Source organism: Dietzia sp. SL131 (assembly GCF_026672565.1).
GTDB lineage: Bacteria > Actinomycetota > Actinomycetes > Mycobacteriales > Mycobacteriaceae > Dietzia > Dietzia kunjamensis.
The window spans coordinates 3,331,821-3,349,913 of record NZ_JAPPRI010000003.1 but is presented as its reverse complement, the minus strand read 5'-3'; the positions used below and the strand labels follow the sequence as shown (position 1 = coordinate 3,349,913).

17 protein-coding genes and 1 pseudogene are annotated in these 18,093 nt (G+C 71.1%); 11 read left to right on the top strand and 7 right to left on the bottom strand.

The window, feature by feature from the left end; all coding sequences use genetic code 11:
* The first annotated feature begins 16 nt into the window (after window positions 1–16).
* From OVA21_RS16680 to OVA21_RS16650, 7 genes are all read left to right on the top strand, one after another.
* On the top strand, window positions 17–2,095 hold the full coding sequence (locus tag OVA21_RS16680) for a PTS fructose transporter subunit IIABC (protein ID WP_268092897.1): 2,079 nt from the start codon (window positions 17–19) through the stop codon (window positions 2,093–2,095).
* 60 nt (window positions 2,096–2,155) lie between these two features.
* Entirely contained in the window at window positions 2,156–2,413 is a 258-nt protein-coding gene (locus OVA21_RS16675) for an HPr family phosphocarrier protein (protein ID WP_067713081.1), read from the top strand.
* Window positions 2,410–3,321, top strand: coding sequence for an NAD(P)H-binding protein (locus OVA21_RS16670; RefSeq protein WP_268092896.1), 912 nt, complete (start codon window positions 2,410–2,412; stop codon window positions 3,319–3,321). The genes OVA21_RS16675 and OVA21_RS16670 overlap by 4 nt, the downstream gene beginning before the upstream one ends.
* 146 nt (window positions 3,322–3,467) lie before the next feature.
* Window positions 3,468–4,682 carry an oxidoreductase gene (locus OVA21_RS16665; protein WP_268092895.1) on the top strand — a complete coding sequence of 405 codons (1,215 nt, stop codon included), beginning with the start codon at window positions 3,468–3,470 and terminating at the stop codon, window positions 4,680–4,682.
* A 73-nt stretch (window positions 4,683–4,755) separates the two neighbouring features.
* Window positions 4,756–5,253, top strand: coding sequence for a beta-class carbonic anhydrase (locus OVA21_RS16660; RefSeq protein WP_067713089.1), 498 nt, complete (start codon window positions 4,756–4,758; stop codon window positions 5,251–5,253).
* Between the two features lie 105 nt (window positions 5,254–5,358).
* Complete coding sequence (locus OVA21_RS16655) at window positions 5,359–5,916, top strand: HdeD family acid-resistance protein (RefSeq protein WP_268092894.1); 558 nt, start codon at window positions 5,359–5,361, stop codon at window positions 5,914–5,916.
* 168 nt (window positions 5,917–6,084) lie between these two features.
* Window positions 6,085–6,261 carry a hypothetical protein gene (locus tag OVA21_RS16650; RefSeq protein WP_172812101.1) on the top strand — a complete coding sequence of 59 codons (177 nt, stop codon included), beginning with the start codon at window positions 6,085–6,087 and terminating at the stop codon, window positions 6,259–6,261.
* Window positions 6,262–6,351: 90 nt separating this feature from the next.
* On the opposite strand, the gene OVA21_RS16645 is transcribed toward OVA21_RS16650, so the two are convergent.
* From OVA21_RS16645 to OVA21_RS16620, 6 genes are all read right to left on the bottom strand, one after another.
* Window positions 6,352–7,782 carry an MFS transporter gene (locus tag OVA21_RS16645; RefSeq protein ID WP_268092893.1) on the bottom strand — a complete coding sequence of 477 codons (1,431 nt, stop codon included), beginning with the start codon at window positions 7,780–7,782 and terminating at the stop codon, window positions 6,352–6,354.
* A gap of 264 nt (window positions 7,783–8,046) precedes the next feature.
* The gene (locus tag OVA21_RS16640; RefSeq protein ID WP_268092892.1) at window positions 8,047–8,610 is read right to left on the bottom strand and encodes a dihydrofolate reductase family protein; all 564 of its coding nucleotides are present in this window, start codon (window positions 8,608–8,610) and stop codon (window positions 8,047–8,049) included.
* Between the two features lie 123 nt (window positions 8,611–8,733).
* A complete protein-coding gene (locus OVA21_RS16635; RefSeq protein ID WP_268092891.1) occupies window positions 8,734–10,125 on the bottom strand; it encodes an NAD(P)/FAD-dependent oxidoreductase in 1,392 nt (463 codons plus the stop codon).
* 62 nt (window positions 10,126–10,187) lie between these two features.
* Complete coding sequence (locus tag OVA21_RS16630) at window positions 10,188–10,397, bottom strand: hypothetical protein (RefSeq protein WP_268092890.1); 210 nt, start codon at window positions 10,395–10,397, stop codon at window positions 10,188–10,190.
* A 175-nt stretch (window positions 10,398–10,572) separates the two neighbouring features.
* Window positions 10,573–11,277, bottom strand: a complete 705-nt coding sequence (locus OVA21_RS16625) for an ABC transporter ATP-binding protein (protein WP_268093181.1) — start codon at window positions 11,275–11,277, stop codon at window positions 10,573–10,575.
* 161 nt (window positions 11,278–11,438) lie between these two features.
* Entirely contained in the window at window positions 11,439–12,491 is a 1,053-nt protein-coding gene (locus OVA21_RS16620; protein ID WP_163376879.1) for an FtsX-like permease family protein, read from the bottom strand.
* A 168-nt stretch (window positions 12,492–12,659) separates the two neighbouring features.
* Here OVA21_RS16620 and OVA21_RS16615 point away from each other — a divergent pair, with 168 nt between their 5' ends.
* Entirely contained in the window at window positions 12,660–13,952 is a 1,293-nt protein-coding gene (locus tag OVA21_RS16615; RefSeq protein ID WP_268092889.1) for a sensor histidine kinase, read from the top strand.
* The gene (locus OVA21_RS16610) at window positions 13,949–14,581 is read left to right on the top strand and encodes a response regulator transcription factor (protein ID WP_163376877.1); all 633 of its coding nucleotides are present in this window, start codon (window positions 13,949–13,951) and stop codon (window positions 14,579–14,581) included. Before OVA21_RS16615 ends, OVA21_RS16610 begins: the two co-directional genes overlap by 4 nt.
* Here the strand turns inward: OVA21_RS16610 and OVA21_RS16605 are convergent.
* Window positions 14,529–15,826: pseudogene (locus OVA21_RS16605) on the bottom strand (MFS transporter). The gene OVA21_RS16610 and the pseudogene OVA21_RS16605 overlap by 53 nt on opposite strands.
* A gap of 184 nt (window positions 15,827–16,010) precedes the next feature.
* On the opposite strand from OVA21_RS16605, the gene OVA21_RS16600 reads away from it, so the two are divergent.
* A complete protein-coding gene (locus OVA21_RS16600) occupies window positions 16,011–16,820 on the top strand; it encodes an SDR family NAD(P)-dependent oxidoreductase (RefSeq protein ID WP_268092888.1) in 810 nt (269 codons plus the stop codon).
* A 56-nt stretch (window positions 16,821–16,876) separates the two neighbouring features.
* Window positions 16,877–17,989 (top strand): transaldolase, encoded by a 1,113-nt coding sequence (gene tal, locus OVA21_RS16595; protein WP_268092887.1) that lies wholly within the window; start codon window positions 16,877–16,879, stop codon window positions 17,987–17,989.
* Window positions 17,990–18,093: the final 104 nt, after the last annotated feature.

Sequence of the window (18,093 nt, the reverse complement as noted above, 5' to 3'; positions counted from 1 at the left end):
AACACGGAGCACGGCAATGAACCAGCCGATCATCGAGACCGCCGCGGTGCGGCTCGACGCCGACCTCGGCGGCACCAAGCAGGAGGTGATCCGGGCGCTGGCCCGGACCCTCGTCGACGCCGGCCGGGCCGACGATCACGACGCGCTCGTACGCGATCTGTTCGCCCGCGAGGACAAGGCGGCCACCGGCATGAAGGGCGGGATAGCGATCCCGCACTGCAAGTCCGAGGCGGTGTCCGCGCCGAGCCTGGCCTTCGCGCGGCTCGACCCGCCCGTCGACTTTGGCGCCAAGGACGGCCCCGCCGACCTCGTGCTGATGATCGGCGCCCCCGCCGGCGGCGGCAAGGAGCACCTGAAGATCCTGGCCACCCTCGCCCGAAACCTGGTGCGCTCCGAGTTCGTGGACTCCCTCCGATCGGCCACCACGCCGGACGAGGCGGTCGCGGTCATCGAGGGCGTGCTCAGGCCGGAGGAGAAGACCCCGTCGTCGTCCTCGACCCCCGGCTCGGCAGCGGGCGCGGCATCGGGCGCGGCGCCGGCCCGGGTGGTCGCGGTGACCGCCTGCCCCACCGGCATCGCCCACACCTACATGGCCGCCGACTCGCTCGCCCAGGCCGCGGAGGCGCGCGGCGTCGAACTGCACGTGGAGACCCAGGGCTCGGCCGGGGCCACCCCCCTCGACGCGGCGGTGATCGACGCCGCGGACGCGGTCGTGTTCGCCACCGACGTCGGGGTGCGCGACCGCGGCCGGTTCGCCGGCAAACCCGTCGTCGAGTACGGGGTCAAGAAGGCCATCGACGCGCCCGACCAGGTCCTCGACGAGGCGCTGGCCGCAGCCCAGGACCCCCGGGCACGGCGCGTGTCGGCGGACTCCGGCGCCGCCGACGGCGGCTCCGGCTCGGGCGGGTCCGGCTCCGACGAGCACTGGGCTCGCGGACTGCAGCGCGCCGTCATGACCGGCGTGTCGTACATGATCCCCTTCGTCGCCGCCGGCGGGCTCCTGCTCGCGCTGGGATTCCTGTTCGCCGGGTACGACGTCGCGTTCGTGTGGGAAGAGCTCGCCACCGGGTTCTCACTCACCGACCTGCCCGGGGAGGTGTGGTACCTCGACGGCGAGATCGTGTCCGCCGGGACCGCCGGAGCCGAGGTCCTCACGCACTCCGGGCTGCGGCTCTACATGGGAGCCGTCCTGTTCGCGATCGGCCAGGCCGCGATGGGCTTCATGATCGCCGTGCTTTCGGGCTACATCGCCTACGGCCTGGCCGACCGTCCCGGCATCGCCCCGGGCTTCGTCGGCGGCGCCCTGTCGGCGACCCTCGGCGCCGGGTTCATCGGCGCGCTCGTCACCGGCATCCTCGCCGGCTACCTCGTGCGATGGATGACCACCTGGAAGACGCCGCGCTGGCTCGCCGGACTCATGCCGGTGGTGCTCATCCCGCTCATCGGTTCGCTGGCGATCGGCCTGCTGATGTTCCTGCTGCTCGGCCGTCCGCTGGCCTCGCTGACCTCCGCCATGGAGTCGTGGCTGGGCGGCATGACCGGCTCCTCGGTGATCCTCCTGGGCGTCATCCTGGGCCTGATGATGTGCTTCGACCTGGGCGGGCCGATCAACAAGGCGGCGTACACGTTCGCCACGGCCGGGCTGGTCGCCGACAACCCGGCGACGCTGCGGATCATGGCCGCCGTGATGGCCGCCGGCATGGTTCCGCCGCTGGCGATGGGCCTGGCGACCGTGGTGCGCAAGCGGCTGTTCAGCCCGGTGGAGCAGGAGAACGGCCGCGCCGCGTTCCTGCTGGGCGCGAGCTTCATCACCGAGGGGGCGATCCCGTTCGCCGCCGCCGACCCGCTCCGCGTCATCCCGTCGATGATGGCCGGTGGCGCCGTGACCGGCGCCCTCATCATGGCGTTCTCGGTCGAGTCGTACGCGCCCCACGGCGGGCTGTTCGTGGTGTTCGCCATCAACCCGGTCTGGGGCTACCTCCTGGCCATCCTCGCCGGCACCCTCGTCGCGTGCGCGGCCGTGGTGGTCGCCAAGACCACCCGCCGCGAGCCCACCCCGGCCCCGGCCGCCGCAGCACAGCCGGTCGCGGCCTGACACCAGAACCTGCACGATGACGGGGGAACCCCCGGCACCGGAATACACAGAGGAGACACCATGCCCAGCACCACCGTCACCGTCGGATCGGCCGAGGGCCTCCACGCCCGCCCCGCGGGGATCATCGCCGAGGCCGCCGAGAAGTACGAGACCGACATCGAGATCACCTACGACGACGAGGAGGCCGACGCCGCGTCCGCGATGCTCATCATGGCGCTCGGCGCCGAGAAGGGCGCCACGGTGACCGTCAGCGGAGAGGACGCCGACGCGGTGGCCGAGATCGCCGCGCTCATCGAGCAGGATCTCGACGCGGAATGACCGTCCTGGTCGTGGGATCCGGCGGGTATCTCGGCTCGCGCCTGGTACCCGCCCTGCTCGATCGCGGTCACCGCGTCCGGGCCGGCGTCACGGACCCCGGTCGTGCCGCGACGCGCCCCTGGTCCGATCGGGTCGAGACCGTACGGTGCGACGTCCTCGACCCGGCGAGTCTCGCGGCCGCCCTCGACGGGGTCGACGAGGTGGTCTACCTGGTCCACCGGATGGGCGGCGGCGCCGACTTCCGCCGCGAGGACGCCGAGGGCGCGGAGGCGATGCGCCGGGCGATGGCCGCCGCCGGCACGGAGCGGTGTGTCTACGTCTCCGGACTGGCCCCCTCGGGGGACGACCGGCTGCCGCTCTCGCAACACATGGCGTCGCGGCTCGAGGTGGAATCACTGCTCTCGGCCGGGTCCACGCCCGTGTTCACGCTCCGGGCCGGGGTGATCCTGGGCGCGGGCTCGACGAGTTTCGAGGTCCTCCGCACGCTCTGCGAGCTGCTCCCCGTCCAGCCGGTGCCCCGATGGATGCGACACCGGAGGGTCGAGCCCGTCGCCGAACGGGACGTCGTGGAGGCCCTGTGTCACGCCCTGGACGGAGAGCCCCGCACCGGCCACGCGGACCTCGGCTGCGGGGAGGCCCTGACCTACCCCGCGCTGCTGGCGCGCTACTCCCGCATCGCCGGGCTGCCGACGGTGCGCCTCCCCGTGCCCGGGGTGCCGTGGGACCTCGTCGCCGCCGGACTGGCACCCCTGGTCGATCAGGACGGGGCGACGGTCAGCGCGCTGATCGAGAGCCTGCAACACGACATGGTGGTCGGCGATCCCGCCGCGGGGCTGCTCCCCGGGGACTGGGAGATGACGGGGATCGACGAGGCGATCCGGGTCGCGCTCGCGGACGCCGCAGGCTAGGTGGGATGTCCAGCGCGGCCACCGCCGATGCGACATCCGCTGACCCGCTTAGGTAACCTCGATCACAACTGACACTCGTCAATCCGCGAGAGTCTCGAGATCGAGGCCCGAGACGACCGCCCGAGGAAACAAAGAGGTCGCGCATCATGACGTCGCGTATCGCCACCCCGCCGGTCGCCCCGGGCCGTGAGGCCCTGTTCCGTCCCCTCGAGGTCAGGTCGCTGCGTCTGGCCAATCGCCTCGTCATGTCCCCCATGACCCGCATGGGCTGCCCCGACGGCCTGCCGGACGAGGTCAACCGCGACTACTACGCCGACCGGGCCGCAGGCGGAACGGGACTCGTGGTGACCGAGGGCATCGGCGTCGACCACCCGACCTCGGTCGACCATTCGTGGATCCCCCGCCTCGACACGCCGGAATCCGTATCGGCCTGGCGTGTGGTGACCGACGCCGTCCACGCCGCCGGCGGCCGGATCATCGCCCAGCTCTGGCACGTCGGCCCGCTCTGGGGCGCGAACGCCCGCTTCGACCGGGCCCACCGCGACCGGCTGATGGAGATGCACCCCATGCGCCCGTCCGGGCTCTGGGGGACGCCGGGCGTCACCACGTACTCCGAGCGCAGCGTCGCCCGCTGGTCGCCCGAGGTGCCGCCGATGACCGACACCGACATCTCCGAGGTCATCGACGCGTTCGCCCGCTCCGCGCGCCTGGCGATGGAGGCCGGTTTCGACGGCGTGACGCTGCACGGCGGCCACGGCTACCTGCTCGACGCGTTCGTCTGGGCCGACACCAACCGCCGCGCCGACGACTGGGGCGGCGACCTGGCCGCACGCAGTCGCTTCCCCGCCGCGGTCGTGTCCGCCGTCCGCGCCGCGATCGGCCCCGACGCGCCGCTGTTCTACCGCTTCTCCCAGCACACCCAACAGGACTACACGGTCAGCAAGGCGACCACTCCCGACGAACTGGGCGTCTACCTGGGCGCACTCGCCGAGGCCGGGGTCGATCTGCTCGACGCCTCGACCAGGCGGTTCAGCGACGCGGCATTCCCCGACCTGGGAGGTGACGACGGCGAGGTGACCCTGGCCGGTTGGGCCCGCCGGCTCACCGGCCTGCCGTCCGGCGCCGTGGGCGGGGTGGGGATCGGGACGTCCCTGCGCGAGCAGAAGTCGGGCAAGCCGGCCATCGCCGCGGACAACATCGATGCGGTCGTGGAGTGCATGGAGCGCGGCGAGTTCGACCTCATCTCCGTGGGTCGACTGCACCTTGCGGATCCGTCGATCGCCGAAGTCCTGCGCACGGCCGGGCCACTGCCGGAGTTCGTGCGCGAGGTGCACGAGATGCCGTTGCGCTCCCCCGCCTGACCCGCCGCGCCGGGTTTCCGGCAGCGCGAGACGAATCCTGGCCGGACCGCCGAAACGGGACTAGCCTTCGGCCATGACCGTCACCGACGAACTGCTCGAGGCCGCCAAGGCCTACCAGGCCGACTTCGACAAGGGCGACCTGCCCATGCCGCCCGGGCGGAAGATCGCCGTGGTGGCCTGCATGGACGCCCGTCTCAACCCGTACGGCCTGCTGGGCCTGACCGAGGGCGACGCGCACGTCATCCGCAACGCCGGCGGGGTCGTCACCGACGACGTCCTGCGCTCGCTGACGATCAGCCAGCGTCTGTTGGGTACCGAGGAGATCGTCCTGATCCACCACACGGACTGCGGGATGCTCACCTTCCGCGACGACGACCTCAAGGACCGGATCGAGTCCGACACCGGCCTGCGGCCCCGCTGGGCGCCGGAGTCGTTCCCCGAGCCGGAGGCCGACGTGCGCCAGTCGATCGCCCGCGTCGAGTCCGATCCGTTCCTGCTCCACGCCACCGCCGTCCGCGGCTTCGTCTACGACGTCGGCACCGGGGAGTTGCGCGAGGTCGCCCGCGCGTGACGCGGACCTGCTGATGCCCCTTCCCGGGGAAGGGCGATCGCGCTAAGTTGGAGGTTCCTTCATCCCGCGCCGAACTGTCCCGGCGATCCCGCACGGAGCCCCGCAGTGTCCACACACACTCACTCAGCCGAGACCACTCGTTCCGTCAACCCGTTTCGGGTCGCCCTGCTAGTCGGCGGCCTCATAGCCGTGGGCTTCGGCGTCGCTGTCCTCTTCTGGCCCGCGAAGACGGCAGTTGCCGTGACCGGGGTGCTGGCCGTCTACGCGATCGCGGCCGGCGTCGTCTACATCGCCGTGGCGGCCGTCGCCAGGTGGCAGAGCACGGGTAGCAGGATCGGCCACGCCCTCCTCGGAGTGCTGTTCATCCTCGCCGGCGCCTATGCGTTCGCCTCTCTCCAGGAGTCGGCGGCGTTCCTCGCTCTCTTCGTCACGGTCATGATCGGCGTGATGTGGATCGTCGAGGGTTTCACCGCTCTGTTCACCCTCGGCGAGACCGGGTCGAGCACGGTGACGGTCATCTTCGCGATCATCTCCGTCCTCGCCGGATTCGCGCTGCTCAGCACCCCGGTGTGGGGCGCGGGGTTCCTCTGGTGGCTCTTCGCGATCTCCCTCGTCGTCCTCGGCGTACTCAACGTGGCCCGCGCTTTCCCGCTTAGGGGCTGACGGCCGGACCACCCAAACCCGCCTCCCCGCACGCGGGCACCCCGGGAGATGTTCCAGAGACCGGTAGCGCACCGGTCGAGCCCAGTGCGGATCGCTGTTAACCTCGGCCCCGGCGCACCGGTTGTGACCCGGATCGCCTCATCACCCCGACGAAAGGACTCCCCTGCAATGGGTTCAGACGCTCTCGGTTCCCTCGGTTCTCTCGCGGCGGGCTCCCTCGCCGCCCCGCTCCTTGGTTCGCTCGGTCTCGGCTCCCTTCTCCAGGGGGCCGGCAGTGACGTCGGCAGCGCGACCGACTCTCTGACCGGGCTGTTGCCCACGGACCTCCTCGGCGGCCTCTCCTGACCCGGACGGGATACACGCAAGACCCCGGGACGCAGTTCTTCGTCCCGGGGTCTTCTGTAGCGCGCGCCGGAGATCGGCGTCACGACGGCGTCAGGTGTGTGCGCCCTCGGCCTGCTGCTCGTCGGAGTACATGGACGTCTTGCTGGTCTCCGGGGCGAGGACCAGCGAGATGATGGTGAGCACGCTCAGGCCGACCAGGTAGTAGCCGACGTAGGCGACCGAGTAGTTCTGCACCAGCCACACCGCGACGAACGGGGTCAGCGCCGCGCCCAGGATCGCGGAGAAGTTGTACGCCACTCCCGAGCCCGTGTAGCGCGTATGGGTGGGGAACAACTCGGGAAGCACCGCGGACATCGGCCCGAAGGTCAGCCCCATGAGCATCATGCCGACGCACAGGAAGAGCAGCATCCGGACCACGTCAAGGTCCTCGCCCGTACCCATCGCGTCCGGGTCGAGCCACCAGCCGAAGCTCAGGCCGAACAGGATGATGGCGGCGGTGACGCCGATCAGCATCCGACGGCGCCCCAGCTTGTCGGCCAGGAGGCCGGCCACCGGCACGAACGCGGCGAACAGGACGATCGCGATCACCTGGATGATGAGGAACGACCGGTACCCGTAACCGAGCCCGCCGGCGTCCGCGCCACCGATCGCGAACGACAGGATCCACGTGGTCATCAGGTAGAACAGGCCGTACGTGGCCAGCATGATGAACGTGCCGAGGATGATCTCCCACCAGTTGCGGCGGAACACCTCCGAGACCGGGGTCTTGACCCGCTCGTTGTTGGCGATCGCCCGGGCGAAGACCGGCGTCTCCTCGATGCGGAGCCGGACGTACAGGCCGACGGCGACCATCACGATCGACAACAGGAAAGGCAGACGCCAGCCCCACACCAGGAACGGGTCGCCCAGTTCCGCGGCGGTGGAATCGTACGAGAACCAGATCGTGAGCAGCAGGAAGATGCCGTTGGCGAGGATGAAGCCGAACGGCGCGCCGAGCTGCGGCCACATGGCGGCGAACGCGCGCTTGCCCGGTTGCGCCGTCTCGGAGGCCAGGAGCGCCGCACCCGACCACTCGCCGCCCAGGCCGATGCCCTGGAAGAAGCGCAGGATCGTCAGCATCGCCGGGGCCCAGAGACCGATCTGGTGGATCGTCGGCAGCAGGCCGATGAGGAACGTCGCGATACCCATGGTCAGCAGCGCGCCGACGAGGGTGACCTTCCGTCCGAGACGGTCCCCGTAGTGACCGAAGACGATGGACCCGAGCGGCCGCGCGATGAACGCCGTACCGAAGGTGGCCATCGAGGCCAGCAACGCGGTGCCCGAGTCACCGCCTGCGAAGAACAGCAGCGGGAAGACCGATACCGCGGCCGTCGCGAAGATGTAGAAGTCGTAGAACTCGATCGTGGTCCCGATGAGCGAGGCGAGGATGATCCGGCGCCGGGGCACCGGCTCGGCCGAGATCGTCTCCGGGACCGCGGTACCCGTCCCGTGGGGCCCTGTGGACCCGTTCGGCGTTGCCATGTTCCTCCTAGGACATCTAAAACGGCGAATCTACTGTCGACCACCGACCGTCGACCGCGACAAGCGTAGGCGGCCAGGTGATGTGGGTCACCCTGCCCAGTGGTGGCTGTGCACATGGCACAGATCAGCCCGTCGATTTTCGCGATCGCTGCGCACGGTGTCCAATCCCTCCCCCGCCGCCGGGGCGTGCGGGGGTGGTGCGGGTGATGCGGCGTGCGGGTGATGCGGCGCGCAGGGGCGGCGCGGGTGATGCCGTGTGCCGGGTCAGCGCGTCCGGTAGTGGGAGTACGCGGTCCCGCCGGCGAAGACGCGATGGGCGGCGAGCTCCAGGTCCAGCGTCGTGTCCGGGGGCAGCGCGCGCAGTCCGCCGCCCACGACCCTGGGGACGACGAACAACCGGAGATCCGAGACCAGCCCCGCGAGGATCGCCGCGCCGGCCGTGGTGGGTCCGAAGATCTCCACCTCGCCCGGCGCCTCATCGACGATGCGGCGCAGAGTGTCCAGGTCGAGTCGCGGGACGAGGCGATCACGATCGGAGACGAGGTCGTTCGCGGTCATCGACGAGGACACCACGGTGCGGGGGATCGCCTTCCACCTCTCCGCGAACTCGTGCTCGTCGGGGCTCCACGAGTCGTCCTCCGGTGGCGACAGCCAGTACTCCATCAGCTTGTACGTCCGCCGGCCGAGCACCTCGTGGACGACGGGCCCCAGACGTTCCACGTGGAACCGGAACACCTCGCCGCTCGGGGCGGACCAGTTGAAGTCGCCACTCGCGTCCGCGGCGTACCCGTCGACCGGGACGGTCGCGGTGTAGGTCAGCGTGCCCATGGCCGTCCTCCAGCCCTTGTCCGTGATGTGGGCGGTCGTGATGAGGGCAGTGTAGTGCCGTGCGCAGGTTCCAGACTGAGCGTTTCCCGCGATTCGGTGTCCGGCGCCCGCGGCGGCGTCGGGTCAGTCGGACACCGCGCGGTCGGCGTCCCGACGCTCCCGCTCCTGCGCCTCGGCGATGGCCTGACGTGCGTAGACCCACCGGGCGGTGGAGTTCAGGTGCGAGCGGTGGTCACCGATGTGCAGCCCCCAGGACAGCAGGGTGATGACGCGGTTCCGGAAGCCGATGAGGAAGGCCAGGTGCACCACCAGCCACAGGACCCAGGCGAGGAAGCCGTGGAGCTCGAGCGGCCCGATCTTGGCCACCGCGCTGTAGCGCGACACCGTCGCCATCGACCCCTTGTCGAAGTACTTGAACGGCGGGCGCTCGGACGGGGACCGTCCCCCCTCGACCTCGCGGACGATCTGCTTGGCGACGTATTTGCCGCCCTGGATCGCGACGGGGGAGACGCCCGGCAGGTTGTCGAGGTTGATCATGTCGCCGATCACGAAGATCTCCGGGTGCCCGGGCAACGAGAGATCGGGGTTCACCAGGACGCGGCCCGCCCGGTCCACCTCGGCGCTGGTCTGGTCGGCGAGCATCTGGCCCAGTGGGCTCGCCTGGACGCCGGCCGACCAGATCTTGCAGGTCGAGTCGATCCGGCGGAGCGATCCGTCGGGGTCCTTGACCTCGATTCCGCTGTAGTCCACATCGGTCACCATGGCGTTGAGCTGGACCTCCACACCCAGTTCCTCCAGCCGCCTGCGGGCCGCGTTGCCGAGCTTCGGCCCGAAGGGCGGCAGGACGGCGGGGGCGGCGTCGATGAGGATGATGCGGGCCCGGCCCGGGTCGATCCGGCGGAAGCTGTTCTTCAGGGTCCGCTGCGCCAGCTCCGCGATCTGTCCGGCCATCTCCACGCCCGTGGGACCGGCGCCGACCACCACGAATGTCAGGAGGCGACGACGTTCCGCGTCGTCCTCGGTCACCTCGGCCTGTTCGAAGCAGCCCATGATCCTGCTCCGCAGTTCCAGGGCGTCATCGATGGACTTCATGCCGGGAGCCCAGCGCTCGAAGTGGTCGTTCCCGAAGTAGGACTGGTTCGCGCCGGCGGCGACGACGAGGCTGTCGTACTCGAGTTCGAAGTCCACGTGCCCGGCGGCCGCGTGGACGGTCCGCGCGGCCACGTCGATCCGGTCCACCTCACCGAGGGCGACCGTGGCGTTCTCCTGGTCGCGGAGGACCAACCGGGTGGAGGGCGCGATCTCCCCGACCGACAGGATTCCGGTCGCCACCTGGTACAGCAGGGGCTGGAAGAGATGGTGGCCGGTCCTGGCGACCAGGGTGACGTCCACGTCCGCCTTGTCGAGGGCGCGGGCGGCGGCGAGGCCTCCGAAACCCGACCCGATGATGACGACGCGGTGGCGACGATCCGCCGGGGCCTGAGCACCCGTCACCGGATGAGAGTTCATGGTCATGGTGCCTCCTCGACCCACTACTGTCCGGGTTCCGAGCCCCGCGGGGCCCACTCCCGCCGATCCTAGACCGCCCGACCGGGCCGGGGTCCCGAGCCGCCGAACCGTGCCGGACCGGAGTCAGACCCGAACCTGCGCAGGAAGCACAGCAGCAGCGCGATCACGACGGAGGCCGCGAGCACGAACTGGCCACCGAGGTAGCTCGCGGTCTCCGCCGCGGCCGTGAGCCAGGGGGTCGTGGCCCCGTGCACCCACATCATCACCGGCCGGTCCACGGAGACGGTCTCGTCGTCGGAGACGGCGAACGCCAGCCCGGCGAAGACCGCCAGGAGGGCCAGCAGGAACCCGGCGCCCGCCGCCGGTGCCCTTCACCGGGACGCCCCGGGGGAGGGCCGGGGGTCGCCGTCGTCGATGGTCATCGCCCCAGCGTAGGGACGCGCACCGGGAAAATCAGTAAAAACTACTGCCGGGCGCCGCGGTGGTGATTGCTCCGTCGACCAGGTGGACCTGCGAGTCGCACCGGGCCGCCATCGTGGCGTCGTGCGTGACGAGCATCAGCGCCACGTCGAGCTCACGCGCGGTACCGAGCAGGAGGTCCATGACGACCCGACCGGACACGGAGTCCAGCGCACTCGTCGGCTCGTCGGCGAGCAGGAGCGACGGCCCGCTCATCAGGGCGCGCGCCACGGCCACCCGCTGCCGCTGCCCGCCGGACAGCGCCCCGACCGACCGGTCCGCGGCGTCACCCAGTCCCACCACGCCGAGCAGCTCGTCCGCGCGCTCGCGGGCGTGGAGCCGTCGGGCGCGGGACGGCCGCGACCCCAGCCACACCATGGCCTCGAGCTGTTCCCGGGCCGTGAGCGACTCGATGAGGTTGGCCTGCTGGAACACGATGCCGATCTCGCGTCGGCGCAGCTCGGCCCCCCGGCGCGCGTCCACCGCGGCCAGGTCCACGGCCCCGTCCCCGGTCTCCAGCCACACGTGCCCGGAGTCCGGTCGGGCGAGCGTGGCGGCGACGGCGAGCAGGCTCGACTTCCCCGATCCCGAGGGGCCGGTCACCGCGAGGCTGCGGCCCCGCCCGATCGAGAGCGAGACGTCGTCGACGGCGGTGACCCTGCCGTGGCCGTCGGGGAACGTCAGGACGACGTTCTCCATCCCGAGGGCGGTCGGGACGGGCGCGGTGGTCACGGGGGCATCGTGGAGGGCGGTACGGGTCAGTGCGGTACGGGGCATGGCGGTTCTCCTGGTGGTGGGTCGCGGTGAGGACGCCGGGGTCGACGACGACGAGGTGAAGCAGGTGCCGGACTCGGAGCCGTTCATCGGGCCGCCCCCAGTGCCGAGTTGGGGTCGGCGGTCAGCACGGGCCGCAGTGAGACGGCGGCGCCCGCGAGGCCGAGCACGGCGAGCAGCGCGGCCGGCACGAGGGTGGTCCCGGCCGAGACGACGAACGGCACGGTGCCGCCGACTGCCAGGCCGACCAGGGCGGCGATCCCGACCCCGCCCGCGACGCCCACGGCCAGGACGACCGCGGCCTGGCCGACCGAGTCGCGGACGACCGCGGCGGTGGACGCCCCGAGCGCCTTGAGCACGGCGACGTCACGACGGCGCTGCATCCCCCAGACGGCGAAGAACGCGCCCACGACCAGCGCGGTGACGGCGAGGAGCATGGTGGTCATCGTGCTCAGCGAGGTGTTCTCGGCGCGGTGCGAGGGCAGTGCCCCGACGAGTCCGTCGGCCTCGACCAGCGTGAGGCCGGCGTCGGAGGCGACGGCCTCCGGGTCGACGTCCGCCGCCACGGCCACGGTGGTGGCGGCCCCGCCGCGCGGAGCGAGCGAGTGCCAGGTGTCGAGGTCGGTGACGACGACAGGGGTGTGCGAATGCCAGAGATCACCGGTGTGTCCGGCGACCGCCAACGCGCTGCCCCCGAGGCTGATCACGCCGACGTCGGCGCCCACCTCGTCGTCGACACCGTCGGAGACCAGGACCTCCCCCGGCGCCGGTGGCGCCACCGATCCCACCTCGTCGGCCAGTCCCACGGCGACGACGGAGACGCCGGTCTCGGTACCGTCGTCCAGGGTGATCCGGGCGAGTCCCACCGGGACGGCCGACGGGTCCCCGGCGGCCACGGCGGCCACCTGGTCGGCGGTGAGTGCGGCGCGGTCGAGGTCGACGGCGCCGGAGTCGTCGGCGGGAAGGACGAAGCCGGAGCCGTCCGCGCCGAGCGCCCGGAGCGCGGACACGCTCTGGTGCGCCAGCCCGGCGGTCAGGCCGAGCAGGCCCGCCACCAGGACGGACAGCATCAGTACGACGCCCGTGATGAGGGCGAAGCGCCACCGCGCCGTGCGGAGCTCGCGGAGTGCGAAGAACATGGGGTCCCTTTCGTGGGGTCTACCTGTCGTGGAGGTCTGCCTCCAGGCTCGTCCCGCCGACGCCGCACCGGATCGGCCACGAGGGTGGTTCCGCGGCGTCGAACGGTGGGGCCGGCCTCCATCGTTCGATGGATGCCGGGTGCCCCACCGGCGACTAGCGTCGACCGGATGATCCCCGCGCCCGCGTCCGCCGCCGCGCCTGCCCCTGCGCCGACCACCGCCGCCGAGCTCCCGCCCGAGTCGGCGGGGGTGCGTGCGGTGTTCGCGCAGCTCCAGGTGGCGCTGCACACGTTGGTGGCCGCACTGCTGGCCCTCACGTTGGTCAGCGCGCACCGGGACACCTCCGGCATGCCCGATCCGCCGGCGGTCGCCGCCGCCGTGGGGTTCACGGTCGTGTACGTCGCGGGGACGGTGTGGGCGCGCCGTCGCCCGACGACCGCCGCCGTCCGGGCCGGTTGGCTGGTCGCGGTCCTGGCGTTGTGGGCGTGCCTGGTGGTCCGGGTTCCCGAGGCCGCCTACCTGGTATTTCCTCTGTTCTTCCTGGTCCAGTTCCTGCTCGGCGTGTGGGCGGGCACCGCGGCGGTGGCGGCGCTGGCCGCCGTGGCGGTCGTCGCCCTGGCCCTGCATCACGGGTTCACTCCCGCCGGGGTCATCGGCCCGACGGTGGGAGCGCTCGTGGCCCTCGGCCTGGGGGCCGGTGTGCGGGCACTGCACCGCGAGTCCCAGGCCCGGCGGGAGGTGATTGCCGAGCTCGTGGCCACCCGCTCGGCGCTCGCCGGGCGGGAACGGGAGGTGGGCCGGGAGGCCGAGCGCGCGCGGCTGGCCGGGGAGATCCACGACACCGTCGCGCAGGGGCTCGCGAGCATCGGGATGCTGCTGCACGCGGCCGAGCGCACCGCGCCCTCGAGCCCCGCCGTCGACCAGATCCGCCTGGCCCGCGAGGTGGCGGGCGAGAACCTCACCGAGACGCGCAGGCTCATCGCCGCCCTGCGGCCCGCGCCGCTCGACGGCGTGTCGCTGGCCGGGGCGCTGGGCCGTGTGGCCGCGAGGTGCCGGGCCGAGAATCCCGGGCTCGAGGTGTCGGTGGCCACCGAGAACGCCGGCGAGCACGCCACCGAGTCCTCCACCGAGCCGCCGGCGGAGCTCGCCGCGGTGCTCGTCCGGGTAGCGCAGGAGGCGCTGGCGAACGCCGTGCGGCACGGTGCGCCGCAGCGGATCACACTGACCCTGTCCGGCTCCCCCACCGCCGTGGTCCTGGAGATCGCCGACGATGGCCGCGGTTTCGACGTCGCCGCCCCGCGCACCGCCGCCTCGTTCGGGCTCGACGGCATGGCGCGGCGGGTGGGCGACCTGGGCGGGCGGTTCGAGGTCGACTCCGAGCCGGGGTCGGGCACGGTGGTCCGTGCCGAGCTGCCGGTGCGGGAGATGGCGCCGGGGACCCGGTTGGGGTACGAGAGATGACGACTACGAGGACGCGTGTCCTGATCGCGGACGATCACGCGGTGGTGCGAACCGGGCTGCGTGCACTGCTCGCCGCCGATCCCGCGATCGAGGTGGTCGCCGAGGCGGCGGCGGCCGGCGCTGCCGTGGAGCGGTGCCGGATCGGGGACGTGGACGTGGTGTTGATGGACCTGCGGTTCGCGGGGGATGCCACCGCCGGTGTGCTGGCCACCGCCGCGATCCGCGACCTGGCCGACCCTCCGCAGGTGTTGGTGCTGACGAGCCACGACACGGACGCGGACATTCTCGGCGCCATCGAGGCCGGGGCCTGCGGTTATCTACTCAAGGACGCCGGCCCTGACGAGCTGTTGGGCGCGGTGCGCGCTGCCGCCGCCGGCGAGAGCGCGCTGTCCCCCACTGTCGCCGCGCGGTTGATCAGCCGGATGCGCGACCCGCGGCCGGTGCTGACCGAGCGGGAGGCGGAGGTCCTGCGCGCCGTCGCCACCGGGGCGACCAATCGGCAGGCCGCCGCGTCGCTGCACGTGTCGGAGGCGACGGTCAAGACCCACCTCGTCCACGTCTTCGACAAGCTCGGCGTCACCTCGCGGACCGCGGCGGTGGCGCGGGCACGTGAGCTGGGCCTGGTGTGAGGGTCTCGTACATGCGGATCGCCACGGCGGCCGCCGACACCGCGCTGACCACGGCGGCGGCCCACACCGCGGCGTGCATCCCCATGGCGTCGGCGACGATCCCCCGAACACCGCGCCGACCGCGTAACCCAGGTCGCGCCACACGCGGTAGACCCCGACGGCTCGTCCCCGCCACACGGGGTGGGCCACGTCGCCGATCGCCGCCAACAGCGTCGGATAGACCATCGCGGTCCCGGCTCCCAGGATCACGGTCCCGACCGCCCACGTGCTGAATCCACTGCCGAGGGCGATGACGACCAGGGCGACCGCCTGGGTGGCCATCCCCATTGAGATCAGGTGCTTGCGGCCGATCCGGTCCGAGAGCGCGCCGGTGAACAGCTGTCCCACGCCCCAGACGGCGGGGTAGAGCGCGAACAGGAGTCCGATCTGTCCCACGGACAGACCCGCGGTGGCGAACAACAGGGGGAACAGTCCCCAGGACAGTCCGAAGTTGAGGTTGTTGACGAGCCCGGCCTGGCTGGCCGAGGACAGAGCCGGTTCTGTGAAGCTGGTCTGGATCGCGATCTCGCGGTCCGTCATGTCGGCGTGGAGATGGTCGTGCAGTCCGTCGGGGCGGGCGGTGTGCCGCCCCGCGTCCACCAGGGCGTGATCGCGGGTCTCGCGGACGAAGATCCCGGACAGCACCAGGGCCAGGGCCGTATAGGCCACTCCGACCAGGAACGGCGCCGGTCGCAGACCGTACTGCCCGGCCAGATAGCCGGCGAGCAGCGAGGTCACCGCGACCGCGCCGTATCCCGCCGCCTCGTTGAGCCCCATCGCCAGACCGCGCTGTCGCGGGCCGACGAGGTCGATCTTCATGACCACGATCGTGGACCAGGTCAGGCCCTGGTTGATGCCCAGCAGGATGTTCGCGGCCACCACCCAGCCCCAATCGGGCGCCCAGATGAGCATGAGCGGGACCGGGATGGCGAAGAGCCACCCGACCAACAGGACGGGTTTGCGTCCGTATCGATCGGAAAACGTCCCGGCGAAGTAGTTCGCGATCGCCTTGGTGACACCGAAGGCCGCGACGTAGGTGAAGATGAAGGTGTAGCCGGTCAGGCCGAAGACGTCCGTCGCCAGCAGGGGCAGCACGGTCTGCTGCTGTCCCACCATGCCGCCGACCAGCGCATTGATCGCCGCCAGCAGCGTGAACTGGGCGGCGTTGGCCTTGAGGCCGAGTACGGGTGCGCGTTCGGGGGGCATGCTCCCCTTTCATGACTGAGTCCGCTGTGTGGTCAGTCCATGGCGCACTATACCCCAGCGGGTATTGATCCTGCCGGTTTCGCCAACTGTACACAGTTGACTACAGTCAGGCTGTACACACTTGACTACAGCGGCGAGGTCAGCGATTGTCCCGCCTCACCCCGCACCCACATCGGAGGACCACATGACCGGAACCCGTCCCGAGATCGCGGCCACCCCCGGCACGGATCGCGCGAACCGCCTGGCCGGAAAGACCGCGATCGTCACCGGAGGCGGACAGGGCGTGGGCCGCGGGATCTCGCTCGGCCTGGCCGAATCAGGCGCCTCGGTCCTGCTGGTCGGGCGGACGCCCGAGAAACTCGAGAAGGTCGCCGAGGAGATTCGCGAGATCGGCGGTGCGGCCGAATGCCTGCCGGTCAACATCACCGCGGAGGGCGCACCCGAGGCGATCGTGGACGCAGCGGTCACGCATTTCGGAGGGGTCGACATCCTCGTCAATAACGCGAACATGGCCCGGCCCCTGCCACTGTCCGACTACCCCGACGACGGTTTTCGCAAGGCCTTCGAGTCCGGCCCCCGCGTGTCGCTCACGCTGATGAAGCTGACCCGCCCTCTCATGGCGCAGAGGGGCGGTGGGGTGATCATCAACCTGGTGACCTCGGCAGCCGTCCGGTGGGATCCCTCCAACTACGGCATCTACGGGGCCGTGAAGGAGAGCATGCGCGCCCTCACACGGGCCGCCACGTACGAATGGGCCGACGACGGAATCCGCGCTCTCAACGTCGCTCCGCATGCCCACAGTCCCGGGCTGGACTGGTGGATGGACAACAACCCCGAGGAAGCCGCCGAGTTCCTCTCCGCCATCCCCGCCGGCCGCGTGGGTGACCCGGTGACCGACATCGGCCGCCCGGTCGCCTGGCTCTGCTCGGCGGAGGCCTCGTACCTGAGCGGAGCGACGATTCCGCTCGACGGGGGCCAGTCCCGCTGGGGCTGACCACTGCCCTCCCGCAGCCGCACCACCAACTGTCAGTTCGATCAGGAGCACAAACGATGTCCCAGAATGCGCAACTTGCCGAGCTGTCCCGAGCCGGGGTGTCGGTCTGGCTCGACGACCTGTCCCGGAACCTGATCTCCTCCGGTCGCCTCGCGGAACTGGTGGAGACCCGGTCCGTGGTCGGGGTGACGACGAACCCGGCGATCTTCCACGCGGCGCTGACGAGCGGGACGGCGTACGACGAGCAGGTCAGCCACCTCCGAGGCCGAGGTCATGAGGTGGACGCCGTGATCCAGGCCGTCACCACCGACGATGTCCGTGCCGCCTGCGACATCCTGGCGCCGGTGTACGAGCGAACCGGGACAGTAGACGGGCGGGTATCGATCGAGGTCGATCCGCGACTGGCTCACGATGCCGAGGCCACGGTGGCACAGGCAAAGGAGCTGTGGCAGATCGTGGACCGACCCAACCTGCTGATCAAGATTCCGGCCACCACGGCCGGGCTGGAGGCGATCAGTCGGGTGCTGGCCGAAGGCATCAGCGTGAACGTCACACTGATCTTCTCCGTCGAGCGCTACACACAGGTCGTTCAGTCCTACCTGGACGGTCTGGACGCCGCCGCCCTGGCCGGCCACGACCTGTCGTCCATCCACTCCGTGGCGTCGTTCTTCGTCTCGCGGGTCGATACCGAGGTCGATGCCAGACTCGAGGCCATCGGCACACCGGCAGCGCTGGCTCTGAAGGGCCAGGCCGCGCTGGCCAATGCCTGGCTGGCCTACGCCGAGTATCAGCAGCACTTCGAGAGCTCCGACCGGTTCCGGAGCCTGGCCGGCCGTGGCGCCCGACCGCAGCGGCCGCTGTGGACGTCCACCGGCGTGAAGGACACGCGGTACAGCGACACCCTCTATGTCAGTGAGTTGGTCGCACCGGCGACGGTCAACACGATGCCGGCGGCGACCATGGAGTCGTTCGCCGACCACGGAGTCATTTCTTCGGAATCGAGCACCACAAGGTTTGCCGAGCCTGCAGCGCTGTTCGAGGCGCTCGGCGAGGTCGGGATCGACATGAGTGACGTCTTCGCTCAGCTGGAGCGCGAGGGCGTCGCCAAGTTCGACACGGCCTGGAACGAACTGATCACAGCGATGGGCGCACAACTGGCGTCCGGGTGAGCGCACGCCTTGGTTCCACCGTCTGCGAAATCGGCACGCCGCCGCGACGGGCCCCTCAGGAGAAGGACTCGTGGACGACGCCGCTTGTTCGCTACCGGACCCCG